Source organism: Robertmurraya kyonggiensis (genome assembly GCF_005116465.1).
GTDB lineage: Bacteria > Bacillota > Bacilli > Bacillales > Cytobacillaceae > Robertmurraya > Robertmurraya kyonggiensis.
Genome location: NZ_SWBM01000001.1, coordinates 1,434,701 through 1,448,754, shown reverse-complemented (window position 1 = coordinate 1,448,754; position 14,054 = coordinate 1,434,701). Strand labels below are relative to the sequence as shown.

At 37.9% G+C, this 14,054-nt stretch carries 11 protein-coding genes; 8 read left to right on the top strand and 3 right to left on the bottom strand.

The window, feature by feature from the left end; translation table 11 throughout:
- The first annotated feature begins 154 nt into the window (after positions 1–154).
- From FA727_RS07270 to FA727_RS07250, 5 genes are all read left to right on the top strand, one after another.
- The gene (locus FA727_RS07270; protein WP_136830242.1) at positions 155–1,816 is read left to right on the top strand and encodes a DUF6044 family protein; all 1,662 of its coding nucleotides are present in this window, start codon (positions 155–157) and stop codon (positions 1,814–1,816) included.
- A 17-nt stretch (positions 1,817–1,833) separates the two neighbouring features.
- Entirely contained in the window at positions 1,834–2,859 is a 1,026-nt protein-coding gene (locus tag FA727_RS07265) for a glycosyltransferase family 2 protein (RefSeq protein ID WP_136830241.1), read from the top strand.
- 66 nt (positions 2,860–2,925) lie between these two features.
- A complete protein-coding gene (locus tag FA727_RS07260) occupies positions 2,926–3,894 on the top strand; it encodes a ring-cleaving dioxygenase (protein WP_136830240.1) in 969 nt (322 codons plus the stop codon).
- Positions 3,895–4,167: 273 nt separating this feature from the next.
- Positions 4,168–4,494 carry an SCP2 sterol-binding domain-containing protein gene (locus FA727_RS07255; protein WP_136830239.1) on the top strand — a complete coding sequence of 109 codons (327 nt, stop codon included), beginning with the start codon at positions 4,168–4,170 and terminating at the stop codon, positions 4,492–4,494.
- A gap of 212 nt (positions 4,495–4,706) precedes the next feature.
- Positions 4,707–4,901 carry a hypothetical protein gene (locus tag FA727_RS07250; RefSeq protein WP_136830238.1) on the top strand — a complete coding sequence of 65 codons (195 nt, stop codon included), beginning with the start codon at positions 4,707–4,709 and terminating at the stop codon, positions 4,899–4,901.
- 71 nt (positions 4,902–4,972) lie between these two features.
- Here FA727_RS07250 and FA727_RS07245 read toward each other — a convergent pair whose 3' ends face one another.
- Positions 4,973–5,473, bottom strand: a complete 501-nt coding sequence (locus FA727_RS07245) for a MerR family transcriptional regulator (RefSeq protein WP_136830237.1) — start codon at positions 5,471–5,473, stop codon at positions 4,973–4,975.
- A 220-nt stretch (positions 5,474–5,693) separates the two neighbouring features.
- Here FA727_RS07245 and FA727_RS07240 point away from each other — a divergent pair, with 220 nt between their 5' ends.
- Positions 5,694–6,932, top strand: a complete 1,239-nt coding sequence (locus FA727_RS07240; RefSeq protein ID WP_136830236.1) for an MFS transporter — start codon at positions 5,694–5,696, stop codon at positions 6,930–6,932.
- A gap of 44 nt (positions 6,933–6,976) precedes the next feature.
- Here FA727_RS07240 and FA727_RS07235 read toward each other — a convergent pair whose 3' ends face one another.
- Both FA727_RS07235 and FA727_RS07230 read right to left on the bottom strand, forming a co-directional pair.
- Positions 6,977–7,480, bottom strand: a complete 504-nt coding sequence (locus FA727_RS07235; RefSeq protein WP_136830235.1) for a hypothetical protein — start codon at positions 7,478–7,480, stop codon at positions 6,977–6,979.
- A complete protein-coding gene (locus FA727_RS07230) occupies positions 7,467–7,682 on the bottom strand; it encodes a helix-turn-helix transcriptional regulator (protein WP_136830234.1) in 216 nt (71 codons plus the stop codon). The genes FA727_RS07235 and FA727_RS07230 overlap by 14 nt, the downstream gene beginning before the upstream one ends.
- Before the next feature lie 196 nt (positions 7,683–7,878).
- Between FA727_RS07230 and FA727_RS07225 the strand changes: the two genes are divergently transcribed.
- Both FA727_RS07225 and FA727_RS07220 read left to right on the top strand, forming a co-directional pair.
- On the top strand, positions 7,879–10,869 hold the full coding sequence (locus FA727_RS07225) for a PD-(D/E)XK nuclease family protein (protein WP_136830233.1): 2,991 nt from the start codon (positions 7,879–7,881) through the stop codon (positions 10,867–10,869).
- Positions 10,862–14,041, top strand: a complete 3,180-nt coding sequence (locus FA727_RS07220) for a UvrD-helicase domain-containing protein (RefSeq protein ID WP_136830232.1) — start codon at positions 10,862–10,864, stop codon at positions 14,039–14,041. The genes FA727_RS07225 and FA727_RS07220 overlap by 8 nt, the downstream gene beginning before the upstream one ends.
- Positions 14,042–14,054 lie beyond the last annotated feature (13 nt).

Here is a 14,054-nt window from a genome sequence, read left to right as displayed (position 1 = left end):
AAGATCTTACTTCGTCTTTTTATTTAACCAATGGAATATAATTCTAGCTGTTCGCAAACGATAAGATTACAAATGGGGAGACGAGAGACAATGATACAACAAACCTGATTGTATCAAAAGGTGCTTAAACTCTTTTCGGGTTGAGGTGTACATCATGAGACTAAACGAAAAGAAGCAATTGATCATTGCTCATATTATTATAGCTATTTATTTGTTACCCCTTTTGATTTTGGGGGAGAACGCTCATATCCGAGTTCATGATAATCTTGATTCCAACATTGCCTGGTACAAGGTTTTATCTGAAAGTGGGCAAATGTTCGGTTCCATCAGTGCTACAATTCCTCAGGTGATTAATGGATTGCCTCGAAATGCTTTAGGTACAGAGTATAGCATCATTGTATGGCTTTACCATCTATTTCCCACTATGCTTGCTTATTTCTTGAGCCAAGCAATTTCAAGATTCGTTGCCTTCTGGGGAATGTATCTTCTATTGAAAAAGCATTTCATCTTACAACGAGAATGGACTTTTATTAATGTTTGGGTTGCACTGGCCTTTGCCCTTACTCCTTTTTGGCCATCCGGTATGTTAAGTACATTAGGGATGCCATTGGCATTGTGGGCATTTTTGAATATACGCAACAGGGAGCGTTCCTGGAAAAACTATGTAGCGTTAACACTTCTCCCTTTGTATTCGAGCTTTGTTTTAGGGTTTTTCTTTTTTCTTGCTGCAGTGGGTTTACTTTGGCTCGTCGATTTACTTAGAGGTAGAGGTGTGAATTTTAGATTTTTACTATCAATAGTGTATATGACTGTACTATATATGCTTGTTGAATATCGACTCGTGAGTTCCTTTCTTTTTTCTACAGAACCCAACAGCAGGGATGAATACTTTCATGCGAGGCTGCCATTATGGAGAGTTATACGCTTAACTTTTAAGAACTTCATACTTGGGCATACTCACGTTATGACCGTACATGGTCTAGTTATTTTGCCTGTTCTACTACTAGCTCTTTATATCATTTTCATTCGTAAGCTTTGGAAAAAGGAAAAGGCTTTTTGGATTCTACTGGTCATAAATTTTGTTTTATCCACTTGGTACGCCTTTTGGTTCTATAAAGGCTGGTATCCATTAACCGTGCGTTTTCATGTCTTGGATACATTTAATTTTGCCCGGTTCCATTTTTTACGGCCACTCATTATTTATTTAGGTTTTGCCCTGGGTTTGAAAATCATGTTTGAGCATATCACGTTAAAACCGATTGTCCACTTTTTTCTTGTCGCACAGATTATTCTTCTATTTGCTTTCAATGATGAGATCATCCATCATACAAAACCAACAGTGAAACAATTTTATGCTGAGGAATTGTTTCAAAACATTAAGGACTATATTGGATTACCAGTAGAGGATTATCGTGTAGCAAGTATCGGAATTCATCCAGCAATCTCTCAGTACAATGGGTTCTACACGCTAGATACGTATAACAATTTCTATCCACTTACATATAAATATACGTTCCGCAAGATTATCGAAAATGAGTTAGCTAAGAACAAAAATATTCGTACCTATTTTGACGAATGGGGAGGACGCTGCTATCTTTTTACCGATGAACTCGGAAAGCATTATATGTTTAAAAAGAACTCTAAACAGAAGTTGAAGAATCTAGAACTAAATACAGAAGCTTTCAAAGAAATGGGTGGTAGGTTCCTGTTTTCTGCCATTCCGATTAAGAATGCAGAAGAAAATCATCTCCAATTAGAAAAGACTTTTACCAATAAAGATGCAGCTTGGAAAATTTACTTATACAAAGCAAGATGAGCAGCTAGGAGGATAACATGAGTGAGCCAATACTAACGATTGTGGTACCCTGTTTTAACGAGGAAGAGATGCTCCCGTTCACGGTTGTTGAGTTGAAGGGACTAATCAATGAAATGGTTAGAGAAGGCGCGATATCACGGCAAAGTAAAATTCTTTTTGTCGATGATGGAAGTAAGGATGAAACATGGAAAATTATCTATAAAGAAACGATTAAAAATGAATTTGTTCGCGGCTTAAAGCTTGCCCGTAATGTCGGACATCAAAATGCATTACTGGCGGGACTTTTTACAGCTAAGGATATGTCAGATTGTATTATTTCAATTGATGCGGATCTACAGGATGATATTGCGGTTATTAAAGAATTTGTAAGCAAATATAAGGAAGGCTATGACATCGTCTATGGAGTAAGAAATAAGAGGGAGACGGACACATTTTTTAAAAGGTCGACGGCACAAGCTTTTTATAAAATGATGAAGGTAATGGGAGTAAATCTCGTTTATAATCATGCAGATTTTCGACTTATGAGTAAAAGAGCGGTCGAGAAATTAGAAAGGTTTAAAGAAGCGAATATGTTCTTACGAGGAATCGTTCCGTTAATCGGATATACGACTACATCTGTCTATTATGACCGAAAAGAAAGGTTGGCAGGAACAACGAAATATCCTTTGAAAAAGATGCTCTCTTTTGCCTTTGATGGAATTACATCATTTTCCATTCAGCCGATTCGTTTTGTCCTGTTTATAGGACTTACCTCTTTTTTCGGTAGTCTTGTATTTGCTCTTTACTTTTTATCGTTAAAAATATTCGGGGATACAGAGTTAGGCTGGACATCCTTAATCACATCTATATGGTTGATTGGTGGCTTGCAGCTTATTGCTGTGGGGCTTGTCGGTGAATACATCGGAAAAATCTATAAGGAAGTAAAGAGCCGACCAAAATACATTATCGATATAGATACCTTTAGTATTCCAATGCCCATGCATAAGTCGGAAAGTGATAAGGTATTTGCGGTGGAGCAAAGAAAATTATTGGAATCAAACTAGTTCCATATATTTGCTTTTTTAGCTTGTTTGCTCAAGAATATAAGTAAATATAGGGGGAGTGAGTATATGTTTCAACCATTGAAAGGCCAGCATCATGTTTCGGCGATAACAAAAGACGCGAAAAGAAATTATGAATTTTATACAAAGGTATTAGGACTTCGCTTAGTTAAAAAAACAGTCAATCAAGATGATACATCTGTTTATCATTTATTTTACGCGGATGAAAGAGGAAATCCAGGAACGGATTTAACCTTTTTTGAGATTCCTAATGCGGGTCGGACCTATTATGGCACCAACAGCATTTCGACCACTTCTCTGAGAGTAAGAGATGATAAGGTACTACAGTATTGGAAAGAAAGACTGGCAGAATTTGATGTCGACCATGATGAGATTTCCAAAGAATCAGGGCGTGCAACGATAGCATTTCGTGACTTCGAAGGGCAAAGGCTGATGTTGGTGTCTGACGAGGATAATGAAGGTGTTGCTGGAGGTCGGCCATGGGATAGAAGTCCAGTGCCTGTTGAATATGGGATTGTTGGATTGGGTCCAGTGTATTTAACTGTGTCTAAATTAGGGAATTCAGTGCAAATTTTAACAAAGGTTTTAGGGTTTAAAGAAAAAAGAAAGTATGTGCTTGATGACCACGAGGTAGTCGTATTCGAAACAGGTGAAGGTGGTACTGGTGCAGAGGTTCATATTCAAGAACGTTCTGATCTTCCAGTTGAGAGGCCCGGTAAAGGAAGTGTACATCATGTGGCATTCCGAGTAGAAAATGAGGAAGAGCTACAAAAATGGGTTGATTACTTAAAACAATTACGTATTCCGAATTCAGGTTTGGTGGAACGCTATTATTTTAAATCTCTGTATTTTCGAGAGCCAAATGGGATTTTGTATGAGCTGGCAACAGACGGTCCGGGATTTGAAGGAGACGAAGATTTCGAGCATTTAGGGGAAAGACTTGCTTTGCCACCGTATTTTGAAGAACAGCGTGAAAGTATAGAAGGAAAGCTGAAACCGTTAGATACAAGCAAATAAAAAAGACCTCAAAATTGAGGTCTTTTTGTTCGAAAAATTGAGGCGCACATGACTACACTCCACATTGTGTTGCCTATATTTCAAGGCGCGTCAAGTCGTCTTACACAATTCAGCTCATCGCTTTACTAATATAACATGTGTCATTTAATAAAACAAGTAATTTAATTAATGTAATATATGGATGGGCGAAAGCTTGCACTTATTATTAATTATTGAAATATTATGAAATCAATGGAATAATGAGATTATTAAAATGCAATTGGAGGAGAAAAAATGGCTGTTCGCGAGGAATTAGATGCGTTTGTTGCAAAGGTAAATAGTAATCCAGTGCATATTGCAAATGAAAAAGATCGCGTATTTCAAATTGAGTTACAGGAAAGTGGCGTACTACAAATTGTTTTAACAGATGGCAATTTGTCTGTAGCTGAGGGAACTCCACATGAACCACAAGTGACGATTAAGACTTCGGATAAAAACTTCTCAAAGCTTTTAAAGGATGACTTAAATACAACTATGGCTTTTATGACCGGCGGATTAAAAATTGACGGCAATATAGGCTTAGCTATGAAACTTCAAGAGATTGTAAAAAGGTATCAATAACGAAATGTTTCGCACTCCAATCTGGGGTGTTTTTTTGAGAGTAATAGATTGATTGAAAAACGCCTATACGATAGTCTTTATCCATACTACTAATCTATGATAAGATAGGATGATAGCAGCTGCTAGCAAGATGATAGCAAGTTGCTAGCAAAATGATAGCAGAGCGCTAGCAATATGCTAGCAGCTGATAGCAACACATAGGAGATGTTGATATGAGTAATAATCCCAAAAGTCAGCTGAACCTCAGAGTTCCGGCTGAAACATTGAAGCAACTAGATGAAATCGTTGAATTTTATCAGGAGAATACAAAATTCGGGAAGGTATCTAAGGGCGATGTTCTGAGTGATATCATAGATAAATCACATGAAGTGATGACTAAACAAAAATTAAATAAAAGACCTCGATAGTCATAAACGGGAAAAATTTTGTTCAAAACCAGAGGTCTTGATGGTGTAGTTTTAGATCTAGTAATGGCATGTTAGAATCCTAAAAGACTTAGGAAAACCTTTTTCCTTTTTCTTGTTACTAAAATCGGTTCAGTGGATTCGGTTTGATTTTCTTCGACTTGATTCGTTCTGTCGAGTAACTCCTTGATCTGCAAGTTGAGAGATTCGATTTCCTTTTTTAAATCTTCAATTTCTCTACGGTGTTGTAATAGCTGATAAGAGACAACAGAATCAGCCTTCGATTCCACTTTTCTCTCGACCTCTTTTAATCTTTCTAAAAAGCCTTGGTCTGGTTCATCTGTTCTCTGCATATTTCTTGAGCCCCTCCGAACTTTTTTCGTTACTTGTATGTCTTGAAATGGTACCCCGTCTTGAAGCTGTTGTTTAAACTCTTTTAGTATTTGTACATCTTCCTCAGAATACAAGTAATGACCAAATTCATTTCTTTCCATTTTTAACCCTAAATGCTTAACCCATCTTTGGACGGTGCTAGACGAAACACCGAGCATTCTTGAAATGGCGCTTGTATTCATTTTCCTCACTCTCCTTTATAAATGAATTCTTTGTCTAAATGGAAAATCCTATCTAGACGACAAAACAAGTTTTCATTCGCCAAAGAAAGTGGAATTACAACCTTTTTAGCAAAAATGAATAGTCAAAAAAGTCGATGGTAAAATTATCCCTTAGAAAGCTTTACTTAATCCTCCTCACATGGCACAATGTACTAGAAAAAATAGTGAAGGTTGTGAATATATGACAGGACAGGAAGGTCGACTGAGTAACTGGAAAAAGAATATAATTCTTTTCTTAAGCAGTCAGACGATTTCGCTTTTTGGCTCAGCTTTAGTGCAATATGCAATAATGTGGCATGTAACATTAACAACAGAGTCAGGTATGATGATGACGTTGTTTATTATATGTGGGTTTATCCCTACATTTATTTTATCTCCGTTTGCAGGTGTATGGGCAGACCGCTATAACCGAAAGTTGCTAATTATCCTATCTGATTCAATGATTGCATTGGCCACGTTAATATTGGCGATTGTCTTCTTAATGGGATACGATGCAACATGGTTATTGTTTCTAATGGCTGCTGTGCGAGCACTTGGTACAGGAATACAAACTCCAGCAGTTGGAGCGATATTACCTCAAATTGTACCAAGTGAGAAATTAACGAAAGTTAATGGAGCGAATGGTAGTATTCAAGCAGTTATTATGTTTGTTGCACCGATTGTAAGTGCTGGACTTTTGACAGTGGCTACGATTGAAATGATTTTCTTTATTGATGTCATTACGGCTGCTATCGCCATTTTTACGCTACTTGCCTTTTTCCGAATCCCTCTTCATGAGAAAGCAAGCGAGCAACAAACGACAAGTTATCTTAATGATTTTAAAGAAGGTATTAAGTACATAAAAGAACATGCGTTTCTGAAAACATTCTTTCTGTTTTTCGCCTTATTCTTCATTTTAATGGCACCTGCAGCCTTTTTGACACCACTCCAAGTGACTCGTAGCTTCGGTGACGATGTTTGGCGTCTAACGGCTATTGAGCTCGTGTTCTCAATTGGTATGATGGCAGGCGGAGGGGTTATCGCATCATGGGGAGGATTCAAAAACAAGGTACATACAATGACATTTGCCAGTGTTTTGATGGGACTCTGTACGTTTTTATTAGGAGTCGTACCGATCTTTTGGATTTATCTCGTTTTCATGGGCATCTTTGGTATAGCGATGCCAATCTTTAATACACCCACAACGGTTATGCTTCAGGAAAAAGTGGATGAAAATTATCTCGGTAGAATCTTTGGGGTATTTGGCATGATTTCTACTTCGATGATGCCAATTGGAATGCTCATTTTCGGACCGCTTGCTGATGTAGTGGACATCGAATGGCTCCTTATCCTAACAGGTGTGTTAATTTTAGTACTTTCATTGTTCTTAGGAAAAAATAAAGCTTTGCTAGAAAGCGGAAAAGCACTACAAACATCTTAACAAAGTAAAGAGCAGACTCACGTTGGGGAGTCTGCTCTTTACCATTAATTCATAACGTATTGACGAAGGTGACGGTAGTATATTGCGTTTTGAATAATTAACAGAAGTAAGATCACAAAAATAAATACAAAACGATGGAGCGGAAATGCCATCAGCAAAATCACGAGAGGAAGGTAATTTGAGTAGAAGATGTATACTTTCTTAGTTGCTTTTTCAGATACTTGTTGAAACAGTTCGTCATCCTCCAAAATTTCATGTGGTTTCATGGATGTAAAAGCAGTTAACCGGTTGTTTGGATGTTCTTTGTTATATCGATGTAGTTTTAAGAAATAGGCAACAAAGAAAACGATTAGTAAGACAAACCCAACGAAGAATGAGATAAGACCAAAGATATTCCAATGAATTTCTCCATTAGGTAAAATGGTCCCTTCAAAATCATTAAATAGCATATCCGCAGCATAGACAACACTATAACACCATATCATCAATATCGATAATAAGGCTATATTCCAAAGTGGAAACTGTATTCGAAAATCATGTTTGTCCATCTAAATCCTCCTCTAACCAAAATAGTTCATCGACTCTAATTTGCAAATGCTTTGCTAAACGTAAAGACAGTGCAATTGATGGTGAAAATTCTCCTTTTTCGATAAATCCAATCGTTTGTCGTGTAACACCAACGAGGTTCCCTAATTCTGACTGTGATAATCCATGTCTCGCCCTTAATTCTTTCACTCGATTTCGAAGCATATCAAAATCCTTTCTGAAATTTGTGTTAATAATTATATACATATTGTTAACTATAGTTAACATTTTGTCAACAACTGTTAACACTTTAGATGCGAATTTACTTTTTAATTATAAATTTGTAACAATTTAAAAGAGGAGATCCTCCTTTGAGAAGGAAATACTAATATAATGATCTCAAATTTTTGGGGAGGTACTTATGAAATCATTAGTAAGAGAGCTGAAGCTACTGTGCGATAATTTCCCACTAACAGAGAAGATAATAATAGTGGATTCATTCCTTATCGGAGAACAGATAAATGAAGCATACAATTTACAAGGGTACCATTCCATTAATCTTAAATTTAAAACAGCTTTTGATTTAGCGGTGGAAACTACTGAATTACATGCTATATCAAGTGGCAAAATTCTTGACCCGACAATCGCTGAGCAAATGATGTATTCTCTCTTGGAACATTTGAAAGCTGAGAGTAGGCTTGACTATTTTTCTGGTATGGAAATTACACCGACTTTCAGTAAATCTGTTTATGCAACCATTCGTCAGCTACGAGGAGCGGGATATACAAAGGAAAACTTTCCTTTTGATGCTTTTCTTAGTAAAAGCAAAGCTGATGATTTACATACGATTCTAAAGAAATTTGAAAGCTTGTTAGAGAGAAGCAAACTTATGGATGAGGCGGCTGTATTTTTAACAGCGAGTGAATTCGTGAATAAGCGCGACGATCTTGTCTATATTTTGCAATCTAATTTGCAGTTAACATATGTGGCGGAAGAATTCATAAAGCAGCTATTGCCTGAGAATACTTATAAACTGCCTCTTGCACAGGTTCGAGGGGTTCAGACGGTTGAAAAATCAGGTATCCGTTCGATTTCTTGGGGAGACACCTCCACTCTTAGTTATATTTATGATTTAGAGAATGCACAGGAAAAGCCGGAGTTGGCCTATTTCACCGCCAAAACGGAAGAGCTTGAAATTAAAGAAGTATTGGAAAGAATAAAGTCTTCCAACCTTCCATTTGATCAAAATGTTGTCTATTACACGAACTCAGAAAGCTATGTAACCCTTTTTTATCATTTAGCACAACAAATCGGGATTCCTCTCACGTTCGGTGAAGGGTTTCCGATATCCTTTAGTCGACCGGGGAGACTAGTTAGTGGCTTATTAAAATGGTTTCAGACGAACTATAGTGTGCAGCCTTTTCTTGATTTATTACAGGAAGGGTTAATAGATATTGGTGATGAGGCTTCTAGTAAAGGGAAAATCGCAGGTTATTTGCGAGAGTTGCAGATTGGTTGGAGCAAACAACGCTATTTGGTGAAATTAGACGAAGAGATGCGTACATTAGAAAAAGCGCTAGAGACAGCTGAAAAAGAGGAGAAGATGGCCCATCTAACAAAACAACTAAACGACTTGAATTGGTTATCAAAATGGTTTCAAGCCATTTTTAAACGATTACCAGAATATGATTCACAAATAAATTATCGAAGCTTTCTAGAAGGGATTGCCTATCTCTTAAGAAATTCATGTGCTACAAAATCAGGAATGGACGAAGTTGGGAAGACAACCATTTTGGATACTATAGAAAAAGTCTTACCGTATGCAAATGAGGTATTGTCTTCTTATGAAATTGTAGAAAAGGTCAAAGATTTATTGCTTTCCCTTCGAATCAAGCAATCGAAGGCGAAACCCGGGCATCTTCATGTAGCTTCGTATCGCTCAGGCGTATACAACCATAGGGCAAACGTCTATATTGTCGGTTTGGATAATCGTCATTTTCCTGGAACGACAAGTGAAGATCCGCTGTTACTGGATCGAGAAAGAAAAGCACTTGGAAGAAATATTCCCGTGTTACAGAATACCGGACAAGAGAATCTTTACCTAATGAACCAGCTTCTTGCTCATGCATCAGGACCTGTCACAGTCAGCTACTGCCATTTTGATATACATAATAATCGAGCGGTCAGTCCTGCCCATCTGTTTTTACAGCTGTATCGCTATGGAACAGGAATACATGAGGCAGATTTCAAAGAATTAAAGAACCTCCCTTCCTATTTAACAGCAAGGAAAGTTATTGAAAATAAGGATTATTGGAATCGACTCTTAAGTGATGAGTCAAAAAAGGTGCTTGATTCGGAACTTTTAAGTCATTATCCGAATTTGGAATATGGTTTAAAGAGCGAAAAATATCGACAAGCCCCTGAATTTAACGAGTACGATGGTTTCGTTCAAGTGGAACAAGAAGCTTTGGATCCCCGCTTGAATAAAGAAGAACGTGTTTCAGCGGCGAAGCTGGAAGCATTAGCGAAATGCCCATACTCTTACTTCTTAAAGAATGTTCTTCGAGTTCGTCCAATTGAACACATTGAATATGATCCGTATCGATGGTTAGACGCGGCAACTCGTGGTAGCTTACTCCATAGCATTTTTGAAAAATTTTATAAGGAAATTAAAGTGGAAAAGCCATCTGTAAAAGCCCATGAGAACACGATTCAAACGATAGCGGGCAAATTGATTGACAGGCAAAAAGTACTCATTCCACCTCCAAACGAGCGGATATTTGCGAAGGAGGTCGATGATATTCTAGCCTGCTGTACAATTTTCTTAAAAGAAGAAGAGACTCATAGTAAGTCTTATAGGCCTCTTCATTTTGAATACGCATTTGGTGTCCGGGATTACGAACCGGCTGTTATCACCCTTCCATCTGGGGACACGATTCATGTGGCTGGAATGATCGATCGTGTAGATGAAGCGGATTCGGGAGATTATCATATTATCGATTACAAAACGGGAAGTACGTATTCCTATAATAATAGGGATATTTTTAAAGGAGGACGTCAACTTCAGCATATGCTCTATGCACTGGCAATTGAACAGCATCTTCAACTTGAAAGTGGAAAGGTACAGGAGAGTGCGTATTATTTTCCGACAGTGAAGGGAATGGCTACGAGAGTTACGAGAAAACAGGATGACGTGGTCCGCACAAATGGCCTTGATATATTAGAGCGTTTAATAGATGTGTTAAAATCAGGGACTTTCACGATGACCGATGATGAAAATGATTGTAAGTTCTGTGATTTCAAAGCTGTGTGTAGAAGGAAGTTTTATGATAAAGATGTGTTAGATGTAAAACAAATGGATCAAAACTTTGAAGAGTTACGTCGTTTTAAGGGGGTTCGAGCATATGACTAAAACGATAGTAGACCAGGCTGCGCGCGATAAAATCAAACAGGATTTACATACTAATTTCCTTGTGGAAGCAGGTGCGGGTTCTGGTAAAACAACAAGTCTCGTTGATCGTATGGTCAATCTCATATATACAGGTACGAGCAAAATCGAGCATATTGTCGCCATCACATTCACGAGAAAAGCAGCTGATGAATTAAAGGTCCGCTTTCAATCAGTCCTTGAAAAGACATGGAAAGAGGAAGCGGATGAAGCAATACGATATCGGTTAGCTGAAGCTCTGCAAAATATCGAACGCTGCTTTTTAGGAACTGTTCACGCGTTTTGCGCAAAGCTACTTCGTGAAAGACCGATTGAGGCGGGCCTAGATTTAGCTTTTAAAGAGTTAGAGGAGGCTGACGATGTAGAAATCCTCGAAGAAGCATGGGGAATCTATTTACAGGCACTACAGGAAACTCGAATTGATGAATTGAAATCGGTTGAGGATTTAGGGATTTCAGTGGATGAGTTGTTCAATTGCTTGAAAGAACTCAAAGATTATCCGGATGTAGATTGGGTAACTGAAATTGTAGAAAAGCCCGATCTGCAGACTGCTTTTCAATCCTTTATGAATGTCGTTAAGGAAGCTCGAAGATGTATCCCTGAACAGGAACCAGACAAAGGCTATGATTCTTTACAAAAGGCGATCGTGACAGCCTTACAAAAAGTGCGGTTTATTAATGTAACAATGGAAAAGGATATTATTTCAATCCTTACCCTTTTTGATAAAAGGCTTAAGCCTACGTTAAATCGATGGGAATCAAAAGAGGATGCGAAGTTTTTCGAGGAGAAGATATTGACCACCTTTGAGGCTCTGATTAAGCCATTGCTTCAAGAATGGAAGGAATATTGTCATCCAATTATTACGAACTTTTTACTGGAAGCAGTTCAAATGTATATGAGCTTGAAAAAGGAACGATCTCTACTAAACTTTCAGGATTTATTGATTAAAGCCTCAACTCTTTTGAAAAATAATGGGGAGGTCAGAGCATATTTTCAAGAAAAATATCGTTTTCTTCTCGTTGATGAATTTCAGGATACTGACCCGATCCAAGCTGAGCTTATGTTCTATTTAACGGGAGAGGACATGAATGAGCCTGTTTGGACGAGATGTAAACCGAAAGCTGGCTCTCTCTTTGTAGTAGGAGATCCGAAGCAAGCCATTTACCGGTTCCGTCGTGCCGATATCGATACCTATAATCGAGTTAAGGAATTAATTGTGAACCATGGAGGAGAAGTCCTTCAGTTGACAATGAATTTCCGTACACTCGATTCGATTACAAATGGTCTCAACACAGTATTTAGTCATTATCTACCAGAAACAGAATCGGTTTATCAAGCAGCGTATCGACCATTAAACTCTTTCCATGAGGATACAGGTGATGAGTGGACAGGGATTAAACAATTGATTGTACCAGCGGATTTTTCGAAAAAAGAAGAGATTATTGAAGAAGATGCGAAAAACATCGCCGTATGTATTCGCCAGCAAATCGAGTCTGGAAAAAACGCCAAGGATTTTATGATTTTAACACGCTATAATGACGGGATTGGACTCTATGCAAAGGCAGTAGAAGCACTTGGGATATCGGTAAGTATTAGTGGAGAGGTCATTATTGGCGAAACAAGGGAGTTTCAAGAGCTTAGTATTTTGTTAAAAACATTTACTGATCCAACGGATCAAATTAGTCTTGTTGCTGTTTTGCGAGGAATTTTCTTTGGTATTAGTGATAATGATCTTTATCAATGGAAAAAGGCAAATGGCTATTTTTCGATTTATGCTGATGTGCCTGAAGGTCTTCCAACAGAAGTGAAGAAGAAATTCGAATTGTCTCTTGGGAAGCTGAGATCTTATCAAAAATGGACGCGTGAACTTGCACCAACGGTTGCGATCGAAAAAATTATGGATGATGTCGGCTTTTATCCACTTTTACTCAAAAATAATCGCAGTAAACGGACGTATAAAAGCTTGCAACAAATCTTGACGGCTCTTCGCAAGCATGAAGGTAGTGGAAATAGCACTTATAAGCAAATTTTCGAGCGGTTAGAGGAGTTAGTCTTTGAAAAGTCTGTTGTCATTAATATCGAGGAGGATGCAGATGCAGTCCGCATTATGAATGTCCATAAAGCCAAAGGTTTAGAAGCCCCAATTGTGTTCCTTGCTCATCCTGCAAAAGTTGTTAAGCCGGATTCCTTTTTAAATAAGCATATTAAACGGGAAGATAGCTATTCTAAAGGATATTTTGCTTTTTCGGTTCGGAATGGATTTCAGGATAAGGAACTGGCACTCCCTGTTGGCTGGGAATCTGTAAAAGAGGAAGAACTCGCCTATTTAACGGAAGAAGAGGTACGAATTCTTTATGTAGCTGCAACGAGAGCAGAAAAGACACTCATCCTTAGCTCAAATGCTAAAAATAACAATAAAAACCCATGGAATCATCTATTTGAAATTGAAAATATAGCAGAAATAGAGATTGATTCAAGGCAAGTGGAGTCCAGTGAGGCTGTTATTTCAATTAGTCTAATGGACTACTTAAATAAAACAGAAGATACGCTAACTTGGTTAGATAAAAGACGTGAAAAATCCTTTGAACACTGGAGTCCGACGAAGGATAAGGATTATGCTGTGATCGGGACGATTGAACGGGAAGAAGGAGGAGGAATGGATTGGGGGACAGTTGTTCATGAAGTCCTCGAAAAGGTCGTACGCGGGATAGATGTATCTCAGTTTATAAAGTCCTTGCTTTCTAAATATGACTTCTCTATAGAAAGAGAAGAGGAAGTTATCGAGATTATAAGAAAGTTTCAACAGACTGAAATCTGGGATGATATTACGAAGGCTGAAATGGTCTTATCGGAAGTTCCTTTTACAAGAAAAATCACAAGAGAAGAGCCTTTATATCGTTGGATAGAGGAGCAGGAAAGTGAAACGGTTCTTATTAAAGGAATTATCGACCTAATCTATAAAACGGATGATGGTTGGGTGATTGTCGATTATAAGACTGACAGACCTACCAATAAAGAAGATTTTGCTAAGCTTGAAGAATTCTATCGCACACAGATAGGGTTTTACCAAGAGGTGTGGGAGACGTTAACGAATGAGAAGGTAGCTCAAAAAAGTTTGTATTTTGTTTATGCGTAAAACTGAAAAGAGG